Here is a 22,316-nt window from a genome sequence, read left to right on the forward strand (position 1 = left end):
CTACGCACTATCGGCCGACACCATCCACCCTCATCCTGAACGCGCTGGATGAGGGCAGAAATAATTTCTGCCCTTCGTGCATCCGCATTGGCGTTTGTTACGTATCTGAATGGCTGATGAGCGAGTTGCTGACGACCAGCACTCGAATTTAGCCTGGAGGATTCATGCAAAACGCAAACAGGCCAACCACAAGAAACCTATCACTACCCCTCGCCACCACGGCCTTGAGCCTGCTCTTGGCCAGCAATATGGCGTTTGCCGAGACCAGCCGCAGCAGCAAACTGCTGCTGACCGGCGGCGTGTCGCAAATCGAAGGCGCGGCCGGCGGGGGCTTAACCCCATGGGCAGTTATCGGCGGCTACGGCACTGGCGAGGAAATCGGCGCCAGCCTGCATTACTCCTATGCCGACGCCCAAGACTTTGCCTTGAGCAGCAAAGGTCTGACCGTAGGTTTATATGACCGGGTGGAACTGTCACTCGCCGAGCAGCGGTTCAATGTCAGTGAATTGAACGGCGCCTTGGGCGGCTTGTTGGGCACCAGCGATATCAAGCAAACCATCGTCGGCGCCAAAGTGCGCCTGGCTGGCGAAGCGGTGCTGGATCAAGACACCTGGATGCCGCAAATCGCCGCCGGTATGCAATACAAAAATAACCAAGAAGAAAAACTGGTTAAGTTTCTCGGTGCCAAAGATGACAGCGGCATTGATTACTATGTGTCGGCCACTAAATTATTTATCGGCCAAAGCTTATTGGTTAACGGCACCCTGCGTATGACCAAAGCCAACCAACTGGGCATCCTCGGTTTTGGCAGCGAAGACAACAACAGTTACAAGCCGCAACTCGAACTGTCGACTGCTTATTTATTGTCACGCAACTTAACCGTTGGCGCCGAATACCGCATGAAGCCCGACAACTTAGACAAAAGTAACTTACCCAACGGCACCCTAGCCGAAGACGACTGGTGGGACTTATTTGTCGCTTACGCGCCGACCAAAAACGTCTCGGTAACCGCCGCCTACGTTAACTTAGGCAATATCGTTGATGGCAATAAGCTCGGTTTGCGCGGCTTCGCCGATCAACAAGCGACCTATCTCTCCGTGCAACTTGGTTTCTAATTACCAAGCAGCGACTAACAGTTAAAGGAATATTACCATGCGTTCACTTTTTACCCAGCTGGCGGCCACTCAGCAACAGTTCTGCACTTTGATCTTAACGGCGCTGCTCAGCCTTATCAGCGTTCAGGCGCACGCCGAGCAAACGACCTTCGAGAAGTTTGGCAGCAAGCCCGGCTTAGTGCTGATTGTCGATGACATGATGCTCAACTTAATTGCCGCGCCACTGACCAAGCCGTTTTTCGATAATCCGAAAAAAGACTTTATTAAATTTATGTTGGTTGAACAGTTTTGCGACCTGCTCGACGGTGGCTGCAAGTATTCAGGCCGCGACATGAAGACCACCCATGCCAACTTTAAAATTGGTCGCGCCGAATTTAACTCGCTGGTTGAGTCACTACAAATTGCTATGGATAAGCATGCTGTGCCCTTTACTGCGCAAAATCAGTTACTGGCAAAGTTAGCGCCGATGTATCGCGACGTTGAAGCCGGTAACGGGCCAGCACCTGCATCCGGCACCAACGCTAAGTAACGCCGATGCGGACAACGGTTAATCGCCATCAGCCATTGTCCGCGCCCTGGCTATACTACCGACCTGTTAGGGCTTAACAGCCATACGCCTGAGCCAACACCAATGAATGATGACGTCCTGCGCCGGCAACACCTCAGCAGCTTGCTGACGGCGATTGCGCAACAAGATCGACAAGCTTTTGACGCGCTCTATCGACTGACCTCGGCAAAACTCTTTGGCATTTGCGCGCGCATGCTCAGCCAGCGCAGTGACGCCGAAGATGCACTGCAAGAGGCCTATGTTACGGTCTGGCGCAAAGCTGATTTATTTGACGCGAAAATCGCCAGCCCGATTACCTGGCTGGCCATGATTGCGCGCAATAAGTGTATTGATCGCCTACGCACCGGCGGCGTTGAACGTAACCAAGCGTCGCTTGAGTTAGCCGACTCGCTGCTCGCCCACGAGCCCGTCGATCCCCTTGAGGTGGACAGCGACCGGCGCCGGCTCGATCAATGCCTGTCGACGCTTGCGGATAATCATCAAGGTTTAATCCGTACGGCCTTCCTCGATGGTTGCACCTATGACGAACTGGCAAACCGTAAAGGTGTGCCGCTGGGAACCATGAAAAGCTGGATTCGCCGGGGCCTGTTGCGCCTCAAGGCTTGTTTAGAACAATGAACACCACCGACCCCGTTAACCCGCAAGAACTTGACCTGCGCATAGCCGAGTATGTGTTGGGCGTGCTGGATGCAAAAGAGCGCGCCGAGGTGGCCGACTTAATTGCCAGCCACCCGCGCTACGCCGCGCAACTGAGTGCCTGGCAACAACGACTCGGCCCCTTAACTGACGAATACGACTCGCTCGAGGCGCCGAGCTTTATCTGGTCGCGCATCACTCACGCCCTGCAGTGGTCGCCAGCGAGCGCGCAGCCCCGCCCGACAACAGCAAGCAGCCGTTTCTGGAGCAGCTTGGCGGTTTGGCGTGGGCTAACAGCCGGTGCCCTGGCAGCCAGCCTGATCTTGGCGGGCGTGTTAATCGTGCAACCCAAGCCCGCCAGCTATAGCGCCCCGCTGACGGCAGCCTTGCAGCTCGAGAATGGCGCGGCCGTGTACACCGCCACTGTCGATGCTCAGCGCCAACGCATCGTGATCATTCCGGCCGCCGCCCTGCAACTCGATGGCCGGGTTGCCGAATTGTGGTTTATCAGCCCCGGCGCCGCGCCGCGCTCACTGGGGTTACTGCATGCGGACCTACCAATGAGCGTGGCTATCCCCGACGACTTACAACAACTGGTGAGCGCAAATACTGTGTTTGCCATCTCACTCGAGCCGGCTGGTGGCTCACCGACCCAGCAACCGACCGGCCCAGTAGTGGCTAAAGGGAATATTTTTAGCCTCTGATGCATCTTTTCCTGAAGCCACTCCGTAGCTCTAGTACCCCACTGCTTGGGGCCCACTTAAATTACGGAGTTAGACCATGAAATTGGTTCGCCACGCGCTGGTTACTGCTGGTTTTTCCTTGGCCATCGGCGCTGCATTGCCCGCCTTCGCCGTCGATTCGGTACTGGTTGGCGGTGCGCCCATGTACCCAAACAAGACGATTGTTGAAAACGCGGTTAACTCCAAGGATCACACCACCTTGGTCGCCGCTGTTAAGGCCGCCAGCTTGGTCGACACCCTCAACAGCAAGGGTCCTTTCACTGTTTTCGCGCCAACCAATGCCGCCTTCGCCGCGCTGCCAGCCGGCACCGTTGAGAGTTTGGTAAAGCCTGAGAACAAAGCCGCCCTCAGCAATATTCTGACCTACCACGTGGTTGCCGGTACGCACACCGCCAAAGACCTGATGGCGGCGGCCAATAAAACCGCTGGCAAAACCATGCTGACCACAGTGCAAGGCGAAAACCTCACCGTCAGCTATAACGGCAAACTGCTCAGCCTAACCGACAGCAAAGGCACCAACACGGCGATCACCATCGCCGATGTTATGCAGTCAAATGGCGTGATTCATGTCGTCGATAAGGTTTTGATGCCTTAAACGCAGCACCTAAGGCATCCGCAAAGCTCAGGCTCTGCGGTGCCGCCCCCCATAGCTTTAAGCGATGTTTACCTTAATACCTGAACACTAGCTGTGGGCGCCGATACTCGGTTAAACCCATAACGAGTCCATAGCCAGCGTTACTCCCCGGCTGCCTGCGCCCTTACCAACCCAGCCAGCACCGCCCGGTCATACCTGCTTAACTGCAGGCTAGGCGTCAGCCCGTAAAGGCTGGCGTTTAAGCCTCGCCGCCCCTCGTGTCACCGGAGCCACCGCACGCTATGCAAGCAATCAGCCGCGCACACGCGCCCTTGCTGGGCAAAATTTTGTTGTTGGCGTTGGCCTACCTGGTCGCGGGGCGCTTGGCGCTGCTGCTGGCGATTCCACCGGGTTTTGCCAGCGCGATGTTTCCGCCGGTGGGCATCGCCTTGGCCGCCGTGTTGATCTGGGGTTACCCGCTGCTGATCGGCGTATTGCTTGGTTCGACCCTGCTCAACCTCAGTATCGGCGGGGCGCTGAGCCTGCCCGGCTTACAGGTGGCCGGCGGCATCGCCCTGGGTACCACGCTGCAATGCTTACTCGCTAACTGGCTGATTCGCCGCTGGGTTGGCTTCCCCAACCCGCTCACCGATGAACGCAGTATTTTTCTGCTGTTGCTGATTGGCGGCCCCCTGACCTGCATCGTCAGCGCCAGCGGCGGGGTCGGCACCCTGTATGCCAACCAGATCATCAGCGCTGCCCAAGTGCCCGCCAGTTGGTTGACCTGGTGGGTCGGCGACAGCATCGGCGTGCTGATTGCCACACCGCTGATGTTTATTCTGTTCGCCCAACCGCGCCCGCTGTGGCGCAGCCGGATCAACAGTGTCGGCCTGCCGCTGCTGATCGGCAGCGCCATCATGGTGCTGCTATTTATTCGCGCCAGTGCCGATGAAGAAGAAAGTCTGCGTATCCGCTTTCATCAGCAGAGCAAGCTGATGGCGGCGGCCATCAAGACTCGTTTTGAGCTTTACAGTCACTCGGTGCAGTCTATCGAGCGCTTATTTGCCGCCTCGCAGCTAGTCAACCGCCGAGAGTTCGGCACCTTTGTTGCCAACTTGCCAAGCACCTACCCCGGCGTGCGGGCGCTGGGCTGGAGCCCGCAGATCAGCCAGGCGCAACGCCCAGCCTATGAGGCGGCGATGATCGCCCAAGGCCATCCGGGGTTTAGCATCAGCCAAAGCAACGCCACCGGTAATCTGATCAGCGCCAGCCCGCGGGATGTTTATGCGCCGATCACCTACATAGAGCCGTTGGCCGGTAATAGCCAGGCGCTGGGTTACGACCTGGCCTCCGAACCGATCCGCCATGCAGCCATGCAGCGCGCCCGTGACACCGGCGAGGTGAGCATGACCGCGCCCATCAGTTTGGTGGTGGACCCGCAACAAGAACCCGGAGTGCTGCTATTTTACCCGGTATATCAATACGCTACGTCGCCCAACGAGCTGACCGAACGACACCAATATCTGCAGGGCTATGCCACCGCCATGGTGCGCATCAGTGACCTGATCAACGCCGCGTTAAGCGGCTACTCGACCCGCGATTTTCAACTGCAACTGGTCGATAACACCGATGCCGCCCCATCCGTTATCTACGGCGCCGTCGAGGACAATTTACCGGCCTATGCCCGGCCACTGGTTTGGCAGGAGAACTGGCCAGTGGCCGGGCGCAGCCTGCAGTTATCGATTGCGACGAGCAGCGATTTCTTGCAGCACAATCAAAGCCGGCAATCCTGGGCGCAATTGGTCGGCGGTTTGCTGCTGTGCAGCTTGCTCGGCGGCTTTTTGCTGAGCATGACCGGGCGCGCCGACCAGGTGCGCCGGCTGGTTAAGCAGCGCACCCTGGAGCTCAGCGCCATTTTAGAAAACGCCGCCGAGGCGATTCTGATTTTCGACCAGCACGGCCACATCGAACGCTGCAATCCGGCCGCCAGTAAACTGTTCGGCTACGATGCCGCGCGGATGCTTGCCCAGCCACTCGACACACTACTGCCAGCACTGCAAGGGCAGGTCGAGACCAGCCTGCAAAACCTGCTCGGTAACGACATTGAGGTGCTGGGCCAGCACGCCGATGGCCAGCAACTGCAACTGGAAATCAGCTTAAGCAGCTTTGCCTTACCCGGCCGCCAGCTGTACATCTGCCTGCTGCGTGACATCGCCCCACGCAAACAGGTTGAGCAGCTGAAAAACGAATTTATCTCCACCGTCAGCCACGAGCTGCGCACCCCGCTGACGTCCATCAAGGGCTCCCTCGGCCTGCTGTCCGCCGGGGTATTCGGCCAACTGCCGGCTCCCGCGCAAGAGCTGGTAGACATTGCGCAAAGCAACTCCGAGCGTCTGGTCAGCTTGGTTAATGACCTCCTCGACATCGAAAAACTCGAATTTGGCCAACTCAGCATTCAGCTCACCGACACCGACTTGCGCCCGCTCCTGCAACAGGCGCTAAAGCTTAACCAAGGCTACGCCGAGAGCTTCAAGGTGCAGCTGCGCCTGGATGACAGCGCCCTGCCGGCGCAACTGACGGTGGCCATCGACAGCCTGCGCTTGCAGCAAGTCCTGAGTAATTTAATCTCCAATGCGGTGAAGTTCTCCAACCCCGGCGGCCGGGTTGAGATCGGCGCGCGCCTGCTCAATGGCCAGGTCGAGGTGACTGTGCGCGACTATGGATTGGGGATTGCCGAGGAATTTCGCCCACGCATTTTCCAGCGCTTCGCCCAAGCCGATGGCTCCGACACCCGCCGCCATGGTGGCACCGGCCTGGGCCTGAGCATCTGCAAAGCCCTGATGGCGCGCATGCACGGGCAGATAGGTTTTCACAGCGTGCCGGGCGAGGGCAGCACCTTTTACTTCAGCCTGCCGTTGGCCTAAGGAGTGGGAAGTGGGAAGTGGGCATAGCCCAGCCTACGCAAACCCCATCACCAGCAATATCGCTGCAAAAATCCCGAAACACTCTGGCGCTAGCCTCTGTCACACTGGGCGGGCAAACTACGCGCGTGTAATCCATTGGTGGAATGACTGCTATGCAACGTTTTATGACCTTTTTCATGGTGCTGTGCCTGGGCCTGACCCTGAGCCTGGACGCCAATGCCCGGCGCATGGGCGGCGGTAAATCCCTTGGTTCGGCGCCGAGCCATCAAACCAGCCAAGCGGCGCCTAGCAGCACAGCGGCAGCCCCGGCGGCCGGCATGGCAGGCAAAGCCGCAGCGGCGGGCGGCATGTCGCGCTGGCTCGGGCCTTTAGCCGGCTTGGCGGCGGGCGGTCTGCTGGCCTCGATGTTTATGGGCGGCGGCTTTCAAGGCATGCAGTTTCTCGACATCCTGATCATCGGCCTGATTGCCTTCCTGGCCTTTCGCTTTATCGCCTCACGCCGCAAGCAACAGGCGCAACCCGCGGCTGCCGGCGGCGTACCTTATCAGCGCGATATCACGCCACAACCGAGCAACATTTTCGGTGCTTCGACGGCGTCGAGCGCGCTTAAGCCGGTGATCAAAGCGCCGGCCTGGTTCAACGAAAGCAACTTTATCAAGGTTGGTCGTGAGCACTTTCTCAATCTGCAACAGCATTGGGATGCCAACGAAATGGACAAGCTGGCCGAGTTCACCACCCCGCAACTGCTGGCGTTTTTGCAGCAAGAGCGCGCGTCCCTGGGTGATGGCTTCCAGTCGACCTACATCGATGACCTCGATGTACAGCTCGATGGCCTCGATGACCTGGCCGACAAGACCGTCGCCACCCTGACCTTCAGCGGCATCGAGAAAACCTCGCGCTTCGATCAGGGTGAAGCCTTCAGTGAAAGCTGGCGCATGGAACGCTTGCAGGGCGACAACCAGCCTTGGCTGATTGCCGGTATGCGCCAGAACTAAAGGCTTGCGGCAGTACAACAAACCCGGGCATGCCCGGGTTTTGTTTGCCTACTGATTATGGGTTGAACCCGGCCGATTATCGCCTGGTGGGTTACGCGGCGCCCGCCTGTCGCAGTGGCTCGGCAAACTCAACTCTGCGCCGCTAACCCACCCTACAAAAGCTCTGTGCGTTATCGACGGGCGATTGCTGCTACATTCAAGGCGCGGCAAATACCTCCAAAACCTCCACCAGAGAGACTTCGCCATGCTCGGTTACGCCACTATCGGCAGCAATGATCTGCCTAAAGCCAAAGCTTTTTACACCGCACTGCTCGCCGAGATGGGCGCTAAAGTGCTGATGGACGTTGGTCGTGCGGCCTTCTTCGGTATCGATATGAGCAAGCCGATGCTGGGCATCTGCACTCCCTACAACCAAGAGCCGGCGCAACCCGGCAACGGCAATATGGTCGCACTACCGGGCGGCTCCCGCGCAGGCGTGGATAAGCTCTACGCCAAAGCCATCAGCCTCGGCGCCACCGACGAAGGCGCTCCGGGCGAACGCATGCCGGGCTTCTACGGTGGATACTTTCGCGACCTGGACGGCAACAAGCTGGCCTTCTTTCATATGGGCTAAGCCGGCCTGTTAACCACGCTGCCAAGCGGCGTGGTTAAGCTTTTTTAGTTATCCAGGCCCAGAGCATTGCACAGTCGATTGGCGCACTGCCGCTCTCATCCGTAACTGTCACTGTCACCCACACCTCGCCTTTATCCTGCTGCTCGAACGCGACAATCTGCTCGGCCGTCAGGCTGGCCACGGCGGTCAAGCCGCCGACCGCCCGTTTGCGATAGTCCACTTTCAGCGTCTTGATCAGCGGCAACTTAGTTTCCGGCAGGTTCATGGCGACTAAAAACCCGCTCGCCGACTCGGCCAACAAGGCCATCGCGGCGGCATGCACGCCCTTGATATGGTTTTGTACCCGGCGGCGATTGGCGATGCTCAGGGTGGCGCGCTGACGGGTCATTTCCTGCACCCGGATGCGCGCGGTGCCGGCCAGTTTGACCTGCGCACCGAACAACCAACTCAAGGCCGGCGTGCGCCAAGCGGCGGGCAATTTATTGAGTACAGCAACGATGCGATTAAGGCGATTGGCCACGGCCATGGGCAACTCCAGAACGGCGCTTAGAGGCCGCCGGAGTCTGCCACAGCCGGTGCATGGCGCTTAGGGCCGAACCGCCAACCGCCTGGGCAGTTCGGCCAACTCAGGGCAGCCGTTAGTGGCAAAAAATCGCCAGCCTATTGCGACCTGTAGGAGCCAGCTTGCTGGCGATGCTTGTTGCGACGAGTGGATCGCCAGCAAGCTGGCTCCTACGAAAAGCGCCACGCCTAACGGCTGTCGGACTGACCTTAATGCTTAGCCGCTGCCGGCGCGGCAACCGCTGGCGTCGGTGCCACAACCGGCACTACCGCGACTGGCGCCTGGCCTTTGGCCCATTGCTGAATCTCAGTGCTGCGCACCTTGCTGGTGGCCACCGACTTGTTCAGCGCCTCGGTGTAGTACTCCAACCAGGTGCGCGAACCCGGCAGCATATAGGCCAGATCACGCATGCCCACTTGCAGGGTCAGCATCACCTGTTGGAAATCCTTCTCCTGGCCAAGCAGGGTTTTCGCCAACTGCTCGACCGTGCCCGGATCTTGGGTCGGCTTGAGAATGCCGGCCAGATTGCCGGTTTGCTGCTGGGCCACTTGCGCCAGTTGCGCCTCTTGTTTGTGTAACTGCTCCTGCTGCGTGCTGAGGTCGCCTTGCACCTCGTGTAGCTGCTTTTTCAATTCTTCGATCTGTGCTGCGGTTTCATCCACGGGGTCACTGCTCATCAGGTTGACGCTTTGCACTATCACCGTCACCAGCACTATGACCAGCACCACCACGGCCAAGCCGAACAGAATTAGCCGGTTAACCTTGGCGGATTTTTCCAGCAGGTGCAGGCGCTCCGCGTCGCTCAGGACGGCATCGCCACTCGGTTCAGATTCGCTTTTCATGCTGCATTCCCATCCGCCTAGTCGCCACACTCATAACTGATTATATCGACCATAGCAGCAAATCCCTGAGCCCTGCGAATAGGGTCTGTTGCCGTTTCATCGCGAGCCGCGTTGCCGCGAGAAATGGCAACAGACCCTGGCCATTCTCGGCCGTGGGCGGGCGAGCCTGTTAAACTCTGTCGCCATACTGCCAGCGCAGTTTCCCGGCGCTCCGTAACCCGCTATTAAAGTCGCTTTTCGACTGGAGACTCAGGCCTTGGAAGAAGTCATCGAACAACTGCGTGAACTCAACGAAACCGTGCCGGTGCCGCTGGAATTACCCGAAGAAGAAGTGCTGGTCGAGATTCAAGAACAGCTGCTGATTCACCTGCCGTTTGAGCTGCGCGAGTTTCTGCTCAAGGTCAGCGACGTGGTCTACGGCCACCTCGAGCCCGTCACCGCCAGCGACCCGCAATCGCACACCTACCTGCCGGAAGTCACCGCCACCGCCTGGAGCCTGGGCGTGCCGCGCGACCTGGTGCCGATCTGCCAAGACGGCGACGACTACTACGTGGTCAGTGTCGAAGGCGAAGTCACCCTATGGTCCGGCGCCGAAGCCGAACTGACCGACGAGACCTGGGACTCGGTCTGGCACTGGGCCCGCGACGTGTGGCTGGAGAGCTGAGTTTTTAGCTAAAGCCCCGACTCAACAGGCCGTGTGAAAGGCGATGTTCTAGTTATGCGTTGTGCAGGTTGCAGCTTTTGTAGGAGGGGCTTTAGGACCCACATGGATGTGGGAAATGCAGCGAGCCGTATGGAACGGCTGCTGCCCGCGACCGCTTCGCCACAGCGCGCGCTGACACACCGCAAAGCATCGCGGATAAATCCGCTCCTACATTTGGCGCTCAACAGGTAATGGGGACAGAGACTCAAGGCAGATAGATGCGCAACTCGCCACCGCCCAAGGGCGCGCCGTTGCGGATTTCGATGTGGCCGCACACGCCATTGCGCTCATGCAGGGCGGCGATACGGCCAGCGAAGTACAGCCCCAGGCCGGTACTGCCGGTGCTGTGATTGAGGCTAAGGACATAGTCCGATTGCTCAGCGAGCATGGCCGCCGGGTAGCCCGCACCGTCGTCGCAGATCGCCAGCACCAGCACGCCCTGCTCTTCCCAGGCGCGCACCAACAGCTCTTGGCGGGCATAGCGGATCGAGTTGGTGATGATATTGGCCACCACCGAGGCCAATAACTCCTGATCGAAAAAGCCCATCAAACCGAACTCTGCGACCTCGCAACGGGCGCTGATATGCCGGCTCTGCAGCACCTCCTGATGGCGCGCCAACTGGGCTTGGATAAAGTCTTCCAGCTCATGATAAGCAGGGCGCAATGGCAGCTGGTTGATGCCCAGTTTGTACAGCCCCAGCAGTTGCACCAGCATGCCGTTGAGGCGGGCGAACTCGTACTCGATGATGCCGTGTTCACGGCTGTGCAGCAGCGCCGGCGGCAGCTGTGTCAACCATTGGCTATGGGTCTGGATCAACAGGGCCAGGGAGTTTTTCATGTCATGCACGGTGGAGGCGATCACCGTGGAAAACTCCAACCCCGGGCGCTCCTCACTCATCGCCAAAGGCCTTGTGCCGCAGCTTTTGGTAGCGGGCAAAACGTGGATCGTTCTCCGGCATGATCCGCACCGCCGCCAGGCACGCCCGACACTCTTCGAGCAGCGCCGGTTCTAGCTGCTCGCCCCCCAGGCGCAGTAACGACTGGGCGGTATTGAGTGCAATGCTGATGTTTTTCGGCTGCAGCGCCAGGGCCGCGCGAAAATGCTCCAGGGCCTGGCCGTGCTCGCCTTGCTGGTAGCTGCGCACGCCTTGGCGATTGCGCTCCAGCGCTTGCAGGCCACTGCCGAGGATGGCCGGGTCGCTGGTTTGCAGGGCAATGCCCTGCATCACCGCCGGGTCATCGCCGTAGATCTCGACGCAGTTTTTCAGCAAGGTATCACTGGCTCCGGGTTGCCCCAGCTCACGCAACTGACTGGCCACCGCCATGGCCGTCTCGGCGGAGAAAAACGACTGCAAGTCGCCCAACCGGGCCACGGCTTCTTCGGTGAGTTTCTTGGCTTGGGCGGCATCGCCGGACAGTACCAGGCTGCTGGCATGGGCCAGGCGCGCGCGCACCTGCACCGCCTGGTCGGCGCTGTAGGTTTTTTGCAATTCACTGATGGTCTGGTTGATGTCCTGCTGCAAGCGTTTATCCAGACTGCCATCGACCGCTTGGCCGGTGAGGGCCTGGGTCAGCCCGAGGTAGTTTTCCGGGTTCTTGAAGCTGGAGGTGCGGCCCTGCTCCACCGCCTGCCGAAAAGCCTTGGAGGCGATACTGAAATCATCGTTTTCCAGCGCCAGCTTGCCCAGCTGCATCTGCCGACGAATGGCCATCGGCGACAGCTTCACGGCCTCCTCCAGCAAGCCTTGCGCGCGCTGGCCCTCACCCTGCGCCGCCAGCACGGCGGCCAGGCCATCGTAGAGCCCGGGCAACAGCGGAAAGCTTTTTAACGCCTGCTCATACACTTGCTGGGCGCGCGGCAGTTGCCCACGCGCCTGCAGCAAACTGCCCATGGCCGTACAGGCCCAGGGCATGGCGCGGTCGGCCAACACCGCAGTGAGCAGTTTCTCCAACTCATCGAGGCGACCCAATTCGCGCAGGGCGCCGGCTTGGTAACGCAGGCACAGCGACGCATAGCGTTGGTCTTGCTGACTTAGGCTGGCGCACGCGGCCAACACCGCCGTCGGGTCTTGCTTATCGAGGGCCTGCAAAATCGGCTGCAGGGCGCTTTTGCGCTCCAGCAACTTATCCAGCCGCTGGCTCAGGCTGGCGCGGTTGAACGGCTTGGTCAGGTAGGCGTCCGGCTCATGCTCCAGGGCGCTGAGCACCATGGCCTGGCTGCTCTCGGCGGTGACCATAACGAAAATGCACTGGTGACTGATCAGCTTGCCGATCAGCAACTCCTCCAGCACCTGCTGGCCGTTCTTGCCGGCACCGAGGTTGTAGTCATGCAGGATGATGTCGTAGCGCTTGTGCCGGCACAGGCTCAGGGCGTCTTCGCCGCGGTCGGCCATGTCCACGTCCTTGGCGCCCAGCTCGCGCAGCATGGCTTTGAGCGAGGTGCGGAAGTCGGAAAAGTCATCGACGATCAGAAAGCGCTTGTGGCTGTAATCGAGCATCGAACAGATCCTTGCTTGATAAAGAGTCCAGTACAGCCAGTGTAGTTAGCCAATCCCGGCCTGCCTGATCACCTCAGCGGACCCGCGCCGTTTCAGCCCCCAAACTGAGCAAATTGAGCAGGAACTGGCCGAAGTAATTCAGGTCCTGCTCGATGGCCGCCCGCGCCGCTTTGGCGTCGCCGGCCTGCAGGGCTTTGAGGCAATCGCCGTGGAAGTCATTCAGCCGTAACGACAGATCGGCTTCGGTAAACAGGCGGTTGAAGAAGGGTCCGACTTGCAGCCATAACGACTCGATCAGCCGTAGCAACACCGGATTGCCGCAAGCGTGGTAAAGCGTCAGGTGGAACTGGCTGTTGTTACTCAGATAGGCCTGCACGTCGCGTTGTTCGAGGGCGGTTTCCATGCGCTCGATGCAGCCTTGCAAGCGCTCGAGTTCAGCCGGGCTGATGCGCGCGGCGGCCAGTTCCACAGCCAGGCCTTCGAGGTTGATGCGCACCGGCAGCAACTGCTCGAAGCGCTCACGGGTCATCGCCGGCACCCGCAACGAACGCTGCGGTTCGCCCTCCAGGGCGCCTTCGGCCACCAGGCGCTGCAAGGCCGCACGCACCGGCATCGGGCTGGTGCCCCAGGTGGCGGCCAGATCGCGGATTTTCAGCCGTTCACCGGGCTGGAAGCGCCCGCTCAACAGACCGGCGCGAATGTTTTGGTAGAGCTGTTCTTGCAGGTTATCGGCCATGGCTTAGCAATCCCCAAATGGCGGAGCGGGCAGTTGGGCGAGGGTCAACGAGCAGTTGTGCATGGGATTTCTCCGGGTGACGAGCGAATATTTGAGCGAGTCGTAGGTTGGGTTAGGCGCGTATCGGCAAGCCGCGATGCCGCAGGTTTCGGAGCGCCGTAACCCAACTGGGTTGTAGCTGTTGCCGGCGTTGCGTTGGGTTACGCAGCGCTCGAATAATGGGTTGGTTTGCAGTTGTTTGCAGCCGCTGCCCAACCTACGGAGCCTTATTCTCAATTAAACAATTACCGCCATCGACGATCAGAACCTCGCCGGTAATGTAACTGGCTTCCGGCGAGGCCAGAAACGCCACCGCCGCCGCGACTTCTTCCGGCCGTCCGGCGCGGCCAATCGGGGTGTAGGTGCCGGCATGCCGCTCTTCTGCGGTGGAGGAGCCGGTGGCGATCCAGCCCGGCGCCACGCTGTTGACGGTGATGCCCTGTTTGCCGACTTCCAGGGCCAGGCTCATGTTCAGTCCCAGCAGCGCCGCCTTGGCCGCGCTGTAGGCCGACTCGCCGGGGTTACTGCCACGGGTGCCGGTGGTCGAGCTGATATGCACGATGCGCCCGTAGCCACGGGCTTTCATCCCCGGCAACAGGGCGCGGGTGAGCAGAAAGGCGCTGGTCAGGTTGCGCGCCAGCGACAGGTTCCAGGTGGCCAGATCCATGTCCGCCACCTCGGCAAACGGCTCTGGGCTGCCCTGCATGGCCATGCCGGCGTTATTCACCAGAATGTCGATATGGCCAAACTGCGCCAAGGCCCAGGCGGCCAACTCGGCCACCTGCGCTTCGTCGGTCAAATCCGCCGGCATGGCGCGGGCGTCTATACCTTCAGCTTGCAACTCGGCGGCGCGCTGGTGAATCCGCGCGCTGCTGGCGGTGAGCAATACGCGCACGCCTTCGCGGCCCAGCCGGCGGGCGATGGCCAGACCGATGCCACTGTCACTGCCGGCGCCACTGACCAGCGCGACCTGATCCTGCCAGATTGAAGTTGTCATACTCATGCTCCAATGTGATCACAAAGTTAGGCGCATCTTAGCAAAAAACCGCTAATCCGCCAGCTATTGACAGTTATGTGATCACAAATAAGAATGTGCACAAATTCGAACGAGGCGTTCAACATGACATCCAGTGGTATCAGCCCAGCCGCCGTAGCAACCTTCAGCGCCCGCGAGCGGCAGCGTTTTGTGGCGCAAAACCCCAAGTCGGTAGCCCTGGCTGAGCGGGCCCGGCACTCGCTGTTCGGTGGCGTGCCGATGCACTGGATGGCCGACTGGTCGACGCCCTCGCCGCTGTTTGTCGAACGGGCCAAGGGCGCACGTTTCTATGATGTCGATGGCCACGAGTACATCGACTTTTGCCTCGGCGACACCGGCAGCATGTTCGGCCACTCGCCGGACCCAATTGCCCAAGCCATCAGCGAACAAGCCCATAACGGCCTGACCACCATGCTGCCCGGCGAAGACGCAGTGGTGGCCGGCGAACTGCTGGCCGCCCGCTTCGGCCTGCCCTATTGGCAGGTGACCGCCACCGCCACCGACTCCAACCGCTATGTGTTGCGCTGGGCCCGTGGCATCACCGAGCGCAAGGTGCTGCTGGTATTCGACGGCTGCTACCACGGCACCGTCGATGACGTGATGGTGCGCTGCCACGACGGCCAGACCCAGCCGCGTTCCGGGCTGATCGGCCAGGCTTATGATTTGACCCAGTACAGCCGCTCAATCCCGTTCAACGACGTGGCCGCACTGGAAGCGGCGCTGGCCCAGGGCGACGTGGCGGCGCTGATGTGCGAACCGGCGATGACCAATATCGGCATGGTCATGCCCGAGCCCGGCTTTATGCAGCAATGCCGCGAGCTGACCCAGAAATACGGCAGCCTGCTGATCATCGACGAGACCCACACCATCTCCACCGGCATGGGCGGTTGCACCAAACTGTGGAACCTTGAGCCGGACTTCTTCGTGGTCGGCAAGCCGATTGCCGGTGGAGTGCCGTGCGGCATCTTCGGTTGCAGCGCGGCGATGGCCGAGGCCATGCAAGCCGCGCGCAAACGCGCCAGTGCCGGTAATCACGGCCACGGCCACAGCGGCATGGGCACCACCCTGTCGGCCAACGCCCTGGCCATGCACTGCATGCGTGCCAACCTTGAGCAGGTAATGACGCCCGCCGCCTACGCGCATATGTTGCCGCTGGCCAAGCGCCTGGCCGATGGTTTTCGTGGCTTGATCGGCAAGTACGAGCTTAAGTGGTCGGTGACCGAACTGGGCGCGCGCAGCGAGTTTCAGTTCTGCCCGCAACCACCGAAGACCGGCGCCCAGGCCGAAGCGGCCTTCCACGACGAGCTGCAGATGGCCCTGCACCTGTACCTGATCAATCGCGGCATTTTGATCACGCCGTTCCACAACATGACCCTGTGCTGCCCAAGCACCTCGGCGGCGGATGTCGACCAGCTGATCGCTACCTTGGATACCGCGCTCGAAGAGCTGCTGGCCATCCCCGGCGCGCGGGAATAACACCCGACCGGCAACGAACGACGAGACCGTAGGATGGGTTGAGCGCAGCGATACCCATACTGTAACTATCACCAATATGCAGAATCGATGGGTTACGCCGCTGCGCGGCTAACCCATCCTACCCAGGACACCAGCATGCAATTTGCCCAGATCCAAGAAGCCCGCGACTTCCTTGAGCAGCACCCGGACGTACGCCTGATTGAACTGTTTTTGATCGACGCCAATGGCGTGCCACGCGGCAAGTTGCTGCACCGCGCCGAACTGCTGGCCATCTATGAGAGCGGCCGGCCGCTGCCCAGCTCGATTCTGGCGCTGACTATCCAGGGTGAAGACGTCGAAGCCACCGGGCTGGTCTGGGACGTGGCGGATGCCGACTGCTGGACCTATCCGCTACCCGGCAGCCTGACGCTGCAACCCTGGCGCGCCCAGCCGACCGGCCAGCTGCAGGTGAGCATGCACCCGACTCAGGGCCTGCCCGCCAGCCCGGCCGACCCACGCCATGCGCTGATCCGCGTGATCGACCGCTTGAAGGCCGACGGCTATAACCCGGTGATGGCGGTGGAGTTGGAGTTCTACCTGCTCGATCAGCAGCGCGATGCCAACGGCCGCCCGCAACCGGCGCGGCAAGCCAACGGCGTGCGCCCGCAAGCACCGCAGGTGTATGGCGTGGCCGAACTGGAGCAGGTCGAGGCATTCCTCAATGACCTGTATGCCGCCTGCGAAGTGCAGGGTTTGCCGGTGCGCACGGCGATTTCCGAGTACGCCCCCGGTCAGCTGGAGCTGACCCTGGAGCATCGTTTCGACGCGCTACAGGCGATCGATGAAGGTGTGCGTTACAAGCGTCTGGTCAAGGGCGTGGCCCACCAGCACGGGCTGCAGGCCTGCTTTATGGCCAAGCCGTTTGGCGATCAGGCCGGCAGCGGCATGCATATGCACGTCAGCCTGGCCGACGCGCAGGGCAATAATCTGTATGCCAGCGAAGACCCGCACGGTACGCCGCTGCTCAAGCACTCCATCGGCGGCATGATGAGCACCTTGCTGGATTCCCTGGCAATCTTCTGCCCGAATGCCAACTCCTTCCGGCGTTTTCAGGCCAACAGCTATGCGCCGCTGGCCAAGAGTTGGGGGGTGAATAACCGCACAGTATCGTTCCGCGTACCCGGCGGTCCGGCCAACAGCCGGCACATCGAGCACCGCATCTGCGGCGCGGACGCCAACCCCTATCTGGCGGCGGCGGCGATCCTGGCCGGCATCCATCAGGGCATTCGCCAGCAGATCGATCCGGGCCCGGCCATCACCGGAAACGGCTACGCCCAAGCCAAGGAGTTTTTACCCACCGACTGGCTCACCGCCCTGCGTGCGCTGGAGCAATCGGACTGGGCCAAAGAGCAGTTCAGCGCGGAGTTTCTCAAGGTGTTTTTGGCGATCAAACACGCCGAATACCGCGAGTTTATGGGCGAGGTCGGCGAGCAGGACTGGCGCTGGTATTTGACCCACGCCTGACCGCGAACCGTAGGATGGGTTGAGACGCGTAGCGCCGATACCCATCGGTGGTGATGGGTATCGCTGCGCTCAACCCATCCTACGTCCGCCCCCTTTATCGGAGTTCCTGTAATGACCCAACCCGTAGTGCTAATTACCGGTGCCGCCGGTGGCCTCGGCAGCGCCCTGGCCCGGCGTTTTGTCGATGGTGGCTGGCGCGTGGCCGCCAGTGATATCAACAGCGACGGCCTGCATGCGTTGGCCAATAGCCTGCCGCTGGCCGCCTGCGAGACCATCGACCTGCGCCGCCCGATCAACTGCACAGAGCTGCTCAGCCGGGTGCTGGCCAGCACCGGCCGCCTGGATGCACTGGTGAATGCCGCCGGAGTATGGCGCGAAGGGCCGGTGGAATCCTGCAGCGAGGCCGAATTCGACCTGGTGATGGACGTCAATCTCAAGGCCGCGTTCTTTATGTGCGCCGCCGCCATCCCGGCGCTGCGTGACAGCCGTGGTGGCATCGTCAATATCGCCAGCGACGCCGGCCATCAGGGCAATCGCAACGCCGCCCTGTACTGCGCCAGCAAGGGCGCGCTGACCCTGCTGAGTAAAACCCTGGCGCTGGATCTGGCCCCGGACGGCGTGCGGGTCAACTGCGTGTCCCCCGGTGATATCGCCACGCCGATGCTGGATTTTCAGGCCGAGCAGTATGGCAATGGCGACCCGCAAGCCTACAAACGCGAGCTGCTGGCGCTCTACCCTCAGGGCCGTAACGCGCGGTTCATCCGCCCGGACGAAGTTGCCGAGCTGGTCTGGTTTCTCTGCCAGCCCTATGCCGAAGCCATCAGCGGCGCCAATCTGGCCATCGACTTCGGCCTCTCGGCGGGTAAATAAGCCCGGCCGCCGCTTGCACCAAAGAGGGCACGACCATGCAGCACTGCGCGATGGTCGTGCAGCAAAAACCCACAACCACGCAAAAAACCCGCCGGCTGCGGCCCTTGACCGCACTCGGACGGGCCGCGTCAGTGCGCTAAAACACGGCACTCGGCAGATTTGTGCAGCCGTACAGGGCAGGCTGGCGTTATCCTTGCACGCCTGCGCACTGCATTCTTCGCCCAGCGAAGATCCCCCGCCCAACTGAAGAGCCTGTTGTTATGGATTCCGCGAACGCCCAGCTGTCGATGACGGTGTTAATGACCCCAACCATGGCCAACTTTTCCGGCAAGGTACACGGCGGCACCCTGCTCAAGTACATCGATGAAGTTGCCTACGCCTGCGCCAGCCGCTATGCCGGCTGCTACGCCGTGACCCTGTCGGTCGACCAGGTGACCTTTCGCCAACCGATCAATGTCGGCGAACTGGTGACCTTTCTCGCCAAGGTCAACTACACCGGCCGCACCTCCATGGAGATCGGCATCAAGGTGATTACCGAAAACATTCGCGAACGCTCGGTGCGCCACACCAATAGCTGCTTCGTGACCATGGTGGCAGTGGGCGACGATGGCAAGCCGATCCCGGTGCAGCCACTGGAATTGACCAGCGCCGACGACAAACGGCGCTTTCTGCATGCCCAGCAACGCCGGCAGATCCGTCAGGAGCTGGAGCTACGCTACAAAGCCCTGCACGACGAAATCTACGCACCGCCCGCCACCCTCTAAGCGGCTACTGCGGCCAGCCGCGGTTCTATCGGGTAAGCTCAGTCCATAGCCCGAGGAACCGCCATGCTGGATCTAACCGACCTATCGATTTTGCTGCTGTTTGCCGCCTGCGCCGCTTGGTTGTGGCGCGGCCACGGCATACGTGAGCGCGCCCTGGCGCTGGTGCGCCGGCATTGCGAGAAAGTCGAGGTGATTCTGCTGGACGACAATGTCGCCCTGCAGCGCTTGCGGTTCCTGCGTGACGGCCGTGGCCAGCGACGTTTGGCGCGGGTGTACGGCTTTGAGTTCACCGTCACCGGCGAGCAACGCCACATCGGCAGCATCAGCATGTTTGGTCAGCACCTGGGGCAGATCGAACTGGCTGCCCACCCCTTCAGGGTCAAGGCTGATAGCGATGCGCTGGTGGCCGAGTCATTCAGCGCCAAGGCCGATAGCGATGCGCCGGTCGCCGAACTGTTCAGCCCGCAAACAGCCACTGACGCGTCACAGGCCGAGCCGTTACGCGACAAAGCGGCCAGTGCTGCCGCAGGGGCGAAAATCATTCAGCTCAGCGACTGGCGTCAACGCCATTCAGGCTCCGACAAGCTGCACTAAGCCGCGCCCAACGACGGCTTGACTGCCCGCTCAGAGCAAACCCAACGCCCGCAGGCTGGCCTTGCCTAACTCAATGCGCTTACCGCTGGTGTCGGGTTGCGGCATGTCGATATTCAGGGCGAAGCTGTACAGCTTGCCATCCTGTTCAAGCCAGCCCACCCACCAGCCAATATCTGGCTCGTAGCTGTCGGCCCAGCCGGTCTTGCCGTACAGGGTCCAACCAGCGCCTTGCTCCAGCCGGGCAATCTCGCGCACTTGCGCCTGCGCGGCGGCGGCCAGCGGCAATTGACCTTGGGCCAAGCGGGCGAGGAAACGGGTCTGCTCCACGGCGCTGATTTGCAGCGGCCCGACCAACCAGAAATTATCCACCTGGCTGCCGATCTCGGCATTGCCATAGTCCAGTTGGCGTACCTTGGCGTCCATCTGCGGCAAGCCGATGCGCCGCGCCAGCTCTTGGTAAACCGGCACATTGGAGACTTTAATCGCCTCGCGCAGGCCCATGTCGCGCTCCCAGGCCTTGTACGGCTGCGGCTTGCCGCCATAGGGCAACAGCTGCTCGACATCCTTGACGGCACCCACCTCCAAGCCAATCAGACTGTTCGCCAACTTGAAGGTCGAGGCGGGAATAAAGCGGGTTTCGGCCCGCGCCTGAGCGTGGCCACGCAGGCTGCCGTCCTGCACATCCAACAGCACAAAGGTGCCGCGCACCCCGGCGGCCTGAAACAACTCGGCGATTTTCGGCTGCTCCTGCCAGGCCCATACCGGGCTCGCCAGCAACAGCGTCAGCAGTGCAAAAAGACTTCTCATATGCGGCGTTCCCCTTGGTTAAGCCTGGAAAACGCTCAACCTTACGCGAAACGCCGCAGGCCTTGTGGCGCGCGGTGTAAACAAAGTTGTCGATTAGATGTTCACAGCGTAACCCACAAGATTGCACCAGCACGCGAGTAATCAGGCCGGCAGAGTCATCGAGTGCTTGAGCACAAAGGCGCTCAACAGCTGGTTCAGCTGCTCCGGTTGGTCCAAGGGCGTGGCGTGACCCGAGTCGGCAATCACCACCAGCTCGGCATTACTCAGTTGCTCGACATAGCTCTGCTTGTAGGCCACCGGGGTGTAATCACGATCACCGGCCACCACCAGCAAGGGCGTCTTCAGCTCACGCACGGCCGCCAATGCCGACCAGCCGGGAATCGCGCGCATGGCATGCAGGTACGAGTGTCTATCATTGGTCGCGATGCGCTGGGCCAGCAAGTCCCGCAGGGCCCGCTGCTCGGGCTTGGGAAACAGCCGCCCGGCCAGCACCCGGCCGAAACGCTCCAGCCCCAGCCAACGCACCATCGCCAGGCGCAACCAGATTTGCCCACGCACCCGCCAGCCAGTCACCGGAAAGCTCGGGGCGGTGTTGATCAGCACTGCGGCACGCACCAGTTGCGGCTGCTCGGCCAGCAGCTGAAAGGTCAGCATGCCGCCCATCGACACCCCCACCAGGATGCACGGCCCGATGCCCATGGCCTGAATAAACTCCGCCACGTCGGCGGCCAAGGCCGCCATGCTGGTGGGCGCCCGCAACGGCTCGCTCAGGCCATGGCCGCGCAAGTCGAGGGCATAGACCTGGCAAAAACTCGCCAAATGATCAATTTGTGGCTGCCAGTCAACCAATGAGGAGCCCAAACCATGTAACAACAGCACTGGCGTGCCGCGACCTTGGCAAATATAAGCAAAGCGCCCCCCAGACAAATTTAAATAGGCCATTGATTAATCCTTAGTTAATATAAATAAAAGTCAGCCGCCTAATAACATCAAGCAAAAATCTAATTCATCGCTGAATAATAGTTACTTATGCGTTAGTCGTTATTTGCCTTAGCCCGGCAAAAAACTTAGAATCAACCTTCAGCGCTTCGAGAGTCGATCATGTTCAGCATCGCCAGCCCAACCCAAGCACGCAGCAAACAAGCGCTGGAGCGTTTTCTTAATGTGGCCGCCGAGCAGTTGGCAAATAACACGTTTGAAGAAACCGGCATTGCCCAACTGGCGCAATTGGCCGAGTCCTCGGTGGGCACTTTTTACCGCTTGCTCGGCGATAAAGATGTGCTGCTGTATGCCGTGCACTCACGCTTTGTCGACCAAGTGCAGGGCATTGTCGACACCCTCAGCGACGAGCTTAAGCACAGTGAACTGCCGCTTGACGAGCAGATTGAACGCTTTATCAGCAACGTAATTGTGCAATTCGACGGCAATGAAGGCCTGCTCCGGGCACTGATTCGGCGCAGTTCGGTTGACCTGCAATTTCGCCAGCGCTTTCACCATATCAACGCCTATATCAGCCAGGCCTTTTGTCAGCTGGTGTTGGCCCATGCCGCCGAGCTGCAACATCCGCAGCCGGCACAAGCCGCCGATCTCGCCGCCCATCTGCTGCTGGCCGGGATGAACTACTTCACCATGGTCGGAACTTTCGGCAGCACCCCACCGAAAGTTATTCCCCATGAACTTGCCCGGTTTATCTGCAGTTATTTGCACAGCGCCTAATT

23 protein-coding genes are annotated in these 22,316 nt (G+C 60.6%); 15 read left to right on the forward strand and 8 right to left on the reverse strand.

The annotated features are described in order from the left end of the window. Positions 1-164 precede the first annotated feature (164 nt). The 8 genes from Q8R10_RS11255 (at position 165) to Q8R10_RS11290 (ending at position 8,168) form a co-directional block, all read left to right on the forward strand. The gene (locus tag Q8R10_RS11255) at positions 165-1,115 is read left to right on the forward strand and encodes a DUF3034 family protein (RefSeq protein ID WP_305653801.1); all 951 of its coding nucleotides are present in this window, start codon (positions 165-167) and stop codon (positions 1,113-1,115) included. Positions 1,116-1,152: 37 nt separating this feature from the next. After that, a complete protein-coding gene (locus tag Q8R10_RS11260) occupies positions 1,153-1,644 on the forward strand; it encodes a group 1 truncated hemoglobin (RefSeq protein ID WP_305653803.1) in 492 nt (163 codons plus the stop codon). 102 nt (positions 1,645-1,746) lie between these two features. Continuing rightward, on the forward strand, positions 1,747-2,301 hold the full coding sequence (locus Q8R10_RS11265; RefSeq protein ID WP_305653805.1) for a sigma-70 family RNA polymerase sigma factor: 555 nt from the start codon (positions 1,747-1,749) through the stop codon (positions 2,299-2,301). Beyond that, positions 2,298-3,023: an anti-sigma factor domain-containing protein gene (locus Q8R10_RS11270; protein WP_305653807.1), complete on the forward strand. Its 726-nt coding sequence runs from the start codon at positions 2,298-2,300 to the stop codon at positions 3,021-3,023. Before Q8R10_RS11265 ends, Q8R10_RS11270 begins: the two co-directional genes overlap by 4 nt. A gap of 76 nt (positions 3,024-3,099) precedes the next feature. Beyond that, on the forward strand, positions 3,100-3,657 hold the full coding sequence (locus Q8R10_RS11275) for a fasciclin domain-containing protein (RefSeq protein WP_305653809.1): 558 nt from the start codon (positions 3,100-3,102) through the stop codon (positions 3,655-3,657). A 281-nt stretch (positions 3,658-3,938) separates the two neighbouring features. After that, a complete protein-coding gene (locus tag Q8R10_RS11280) occupies positions 3,939-6,560 on the forward strand; it encodes a CHASE domain-containing protein (RefSeq protein WP_305653810.1) in 2,622 nt (873 codons plus the stop codon). A 152-nt stretch (positions 6,561-6,712) separates the two neighbouring features. Further along, a complete protein-coding gene (locus Q8R10_RS11285) occupies positions 6,713-7,555 on the forward strand; it encodes a Tim44 domain-containing protein (RefSeq protein ID WP_305653812.1) in 843 nt (280 codons plus the stop codon). 244 nt (positions 7,556-7,799) lie between these two features. Then, on the forward strand, positions 7,800-8,168 hold the full coding sequence (locus Q8R10_RS11290; RefSeq protein ID WP_305653814.1) for a VOC family protein: 369 nt from the start codon (positions 7,800-7,802) through the stop codon (positions 8,166-8,168). Positions 8,169-8,202: 34 nt separating this feature from the next. Here Q8R10_RS11290 and Q8R10_RS11295 read toward each other — a convergent pair whose 3' ends face one another. Together Q8R10_RS11295 and Q8R10_RS11300 are read right to left on the reverse strand one after the other, a co-directional pair. After that, positions 8,203-8,694 (reverse strand): DUF4442 domain-containing protein, encoded by a 492-nt coding sequence (locus tag Q8R10_RS11295; RefSeq protein ID WP_305653816.1) that lies wholly within the window; start codon positions 8,692-8,694, stop codon positions 8,203-8,205. 245 nt (positions 8,695-8,939) lie between these two features. Further along, positions 8,940-9,572 carry a hypothetical protein gene (locus tag Q8R10_RS11300; RefSeq protein WP_305653818.1) on the reverse strand — a complete coding sequence of 211 codons (633 nt, stop codon included), beginning with the start codon at positions 9,570-9,572 and terminating at the stop codon, positions 8,940-8,942. Between the two features lie 256 nt (positions 9,573-9,828). On the opposite strand from Q8R10_RS11300, the gene Q8R10_RS11305 reads away from it, so the two are divergent. Then, on the forward strand, positions 9,829-10,236 hold the full coding sequence (locus tag Q8R10_RS11305) for an SMI1/KNR4 family protein (RefSeq protein WP_305653820.1): 408 nt from the start codon (positions 9,829-9,831) through the stop codon (positions 10,234-10,236). A gap of 244 nt (positions 10,237-10,480) precedes the next feature. On the opposite strand, the gene Q8R10_RS11310 is transcribed toward Q8R10_RS11305, so the two are convergent. The 4 genes from Q8R10_RS11310 to Q8R10_RS11325 form a co-directional block, all read right to left on the reverse strand. After that, positions 10,481-11,173, reverse strand: coding sequence for a sensor histidine kinase KdpD (locus Q8R10_RS11310; protein ID WP_305653821.1), 693 nt, complete (start codon positions 11,171-11,173; stop codon positions 10,481-10,483). Beyond that, positions 11,166-12,773 carry a tetratricopeptide repeat-containing response regulator gene (locus Q8R10_RS11315; RefSeq protein WP_305653823.1) on the reverse strand — a complete coding sequence of 536 codons (1,608 nt, stop codon included), beginning with the start codon at positions 12,771-12,773 and terminating at the stop codon, positions 11,166-11,168. The genes Q8R10_RS11310 and Q8R10_RS11315 overlap by 8 nt, the downstream gene beginning before the upstream one ends. A 73-nt stretch (positions 12,774-12,846) precedes the next feature. Continuing rightward, complete coding sequence (locus Q8R10_RS11320; RefSeq protein ID WP_305653824.1) at positions 12,847-13,509, reverse strand: GntR family transcriptional regulator; 663 nt, start codon at positions 13,507-13,509, stop codon at positions 12,847-12,849. A gap of 256 nt (positions 13,510-13,765) precedes the next feature. Continuing rightward, complete coding sequence (locus Q8R10_RS11325) at positions 13,766-14,545, reverse strand: SDR family NAD(P)-dependent oxidoreductase (RefSeq protein ID WP_305653826.1); 780 nt, start codon at positions 14,543-14,545, stop codon at positions 13,766-13,768. Between the two features lie 123 nt (positions 14,546-14,668). Here Q8R10_RS11325 and Q8R10_RS11330 point away from each other — a divergent pair, with 123 nt between their 5' ends. The 5 genes from Q8R10_RS11330 to Q8R10_RS11350 all read left to right on the forward strand — a co-directional run bounded on the left by Q8R10_RS11330 (position 14,669) and on the right by Q8R10_RS11350 (position 19,791). Continuing rightward, positions 14,669-16,060 (forward strand): aspartate aminotransferase family protein, encoded by a 1,392-nt coding sequence (locus Q8R10_RS11330; RefSeq protein WP_305653828.1) that lies wholly within the window; start codon positions 14,669-14,671, stop codon positions 16,058-16,060. A gap of 135 nt (positions 16,061-16,195) precedes the next feature. After that, complete coding sequence (locus Q8R10_RS11335; RefSeq protein ID WP_305653829.1) at positions 16,196-17,563, forward strand: glutamine synthetase family protein; 1,368 nt, start codon at positions 16,196-16,198, stop codon at positions 17,561-17,563. 111 nt (positions 17,564-17,674) lie between these two features. Next, positions 17,675-18,433, forward strand: a complete 759-nt coding sequence (locus tag Q8R10_RS11340) for an SDR family NAD(P)-dependent oxidoreductase (RefSeq protein ID WP_305653830.1) — start codon at positions 17,675-17,677, stop codon at positions 18,431-18,433. 260 nt (positions 18,434-18,693) lie between these two features. Next, positions 18,694-19,197 (forward strand): acyl-CoA thioesterase, encoded by a 504-nt coding sequence (locus Q8R10_RS11345; RefSeq protein WP_305653831.1) that lies wholly within the window; start codon positions 18,694-18,696, stop codon positions 19,195-19,197. A gap of 63 nt (positions 19,198-19,260) precedes the next feature. Continuing rightward, positions 19,261-19,791 carry a DUF3301 domain-containing protein gene (locus Q8R10_RS11350; protein WP_305653832.1) on the forward strand — a complete coding sequence of 177 codons (531 nt, stop codon included), beginning with the start codon at positions 19,261-19,263 and terminating at the stop codon, positions 19,789-19,791. Positions 19,792-19,821: 30 nt separating this feature from the next. Here Q8R10_RS11350 and blaOXA read toward each other — a convergent pair whose 3' ends face one another. Continuing rightward, positions 19,822-20,598 carry a class D beta-lactamase gene (gene blaOXA / locus Q8R10_RS11355; protein WP_305653833.1) on the reverse strand — a complete coding sequence of 259 codons (777 nt, stop codon included), beginning with the start codon at positions 20,596-20,598 and terminating at the stop codon, positions 19,822-19,824. Positions 20,599-20,739: 141 nt separating this feature from the next. Continuing rightward, a complete protein-coding gene (locus tag Q8R10_RS11360; protein ID WP_305653835.1) occupies positions 20,740-21,540 on the reverse strand; it encodes an alpha/beta fold hydrolase in 801 nt (266 codons plus the stop codon). 159 nt (positions 21,541-21,699) lie between these two features. Between Q8R10_RS11360 and Q8R10_RS11365 the strand changes: the two genes are divergently transcribed. Continuing rightward, positions 21,700-22,314, forward strand: coding sequence for a TetR/AcrR family transcriptional regulator (locus tag Q8R10_RS11365; protein WP_305653836.1), 615 nt, complete (start codon positions 21,700-21,702; stop codon positions 22,312-22,314). The last annotated feature ends 2 nt before the right edge of the window (positions 22,315-22,316 follow it).

The sequence above is a fragment of the Pseudomonas sp. genome (assembly GCF_030698175.1).
Taxonomy (GTDB): domain Bacteria; phylum Pseudomonadota; class Gammaproteobacteria; order Pseudomonadales; family Pseudomonadaceae; genus Aquipseudomonas.

Bases quoted from the DNA above. Each gene is read 5' to 3' on its own strand.
- Q8R10_RS11265 (WP_305653805.1), top strand. From the start codon at position 1,747: ATGAATGATGACGTCCTGCGCCGGCAACACCTCAGCAGCTTGCTGACG.
- Q8R10_RS11280 (WP_305653810.1), top strand. From the start codon at position 3,939: ATGCAAGCAATCAGCCGCGCACACGCGCCCTTGCTGGGCAAAATTTTG.
- blaOXA (WP_305653833.1), bottom strand. From the start codon at position 20,598: ATGAGAAGTCTTTTTGCACTGCTGACGCTGTTGCTGGCGAGCCCGGTA.
- Q8R10_RS11315 (WP_305653823.1), bottom strand. From the start codon at position 12,773: ATGCTCGATTACAGCCACAAGCGCTTTCTGATCGTCGATGACTTTTCC.
- Q8R10_RS11255 (WP_305653801.1), top strand. From the start codon at position 165: ATGCAAAACGCAAACAGGCCAACCACAAGAAACCTATCACTACCCCTC.
- Q8R10_RS11335 (WP_305653829.1), top strand. From the start codon at position 16,196: ATGCAATTTGCCCAGATCCAAGAAGCCCGCGACTTCCTTGAGCAGCAC.
- Q8R10_RS11345 (WP_305653831.1), top strand. From the start codon at position 18,694: ATGGATTCCGCGAACGCCCAGCTGTCGATGACGGTGTTAATGACCCCA.
- Q8R10_RS11260 (WP_305653803.1), top strand. From the start codon at position 1,153: ATGCGTTCACTTTTTACCCAGCTGGCGGCCACTCAGCAACAGTTCTGC.
- Q8R10_RS11285 (WP_305653812.1), top strand. From the start codon at position 6,713: ATGCAACGTTTTATGACCTTTTTCATGGTGCTGTGCCTGGGCCTGACC.
- Q8R10_RS11360 (WP_305653835.1), bottom strand. From the start codon at position 21,540: ATGGCCTATTTAAATTTGTCTGGGGGGCGCTTTGCTTATATTTGCCAA.
- Q8R10_RS11300 (WP_305653818.1), bottom strand. From the start codon at position 9,572: ATGAAAAGCGAATCTGAACCGAGTGGCGATGCCGTCCTGAGCGACGCG.
- Q8R10_RS11365 (WP_305653836.1), top strand. From the start codon at position 21,700: ATGTTCAGCATCGCCAGCCCAACCCAAGCACGCAGCAAACAAGCGCTG.
- Q8R10_RS11290 (WP_305653814.1), top strand. From the start codon at position 7,800: ATGCTCGGTTACGCCACTATCGGCAGCAATGATCTGCCTAAAGCCAAA.
- Q8R10_RS11325 (WP_305653826.1), bottom strand. From the start codon at position 14,545: ATGACAACTTCAATCTGGCAGGATCAGGTCGCGCTGGTCAGTGGCGCC.
- Q8R10_RS11340 (WP_305653830.1), top strand. From the start codon at position 17,675: ATGACCCAACCCGTAGTGCTAATTACCGGTGCCGCCGGTGGCCTCGGC.
- Q8R10_RS11320 (WP_305653824.1), bottom strand. From the start codon at position 13,509: ATGGCCGATAACCTGCAAGAACAGCTCTACCAAAACATTCGCGCCGGT.
- Q8R10_RS11270 (WP_305653807.1), top strand. From the start codon at position 2,298: ATGAACACCACCGACCCCGTTAACCCGCAAGAACTTGACCTGCGCATA.
- Q8R10_RS11275 (WP_305653809.1), top strand. From the start codon at position 3,100: ATGAAATTGGTTCGCCACGCGCTGGTTACTGCTGGTTTTTCCTTGGCC.
- Q8R10_RS11295 (WP_305653816.1), bottom strand. From the start codon at position 8,694: ATGGCCGTGGCCAATCGCCTTAATCGCATCGTTGCTGTACTCAATAAA.
- Q8R10_RS11350 (WP_305653832.1), top strand. From the start codon at position 19,261: ATGCTGGATCTAACCGACCTATCGATTTTGCTGCTGTTTGCCGCCTGC.
- Q8R10_RS11330 (WP_305653828.1), top strand. From the start codon at position 14,669: ATGACATCCAGTGGTATCAGCCCAGCCGCCGTAGCAACCTTCAGCGCC.
- Q8R10_RS11310 (WP_305653821.1), bottom strand. From the start codon at position 11,173: ATGAGTGAGGAGCGCCCGGGGTTGGAGTTTTCCACGGTGATCGCCTCC.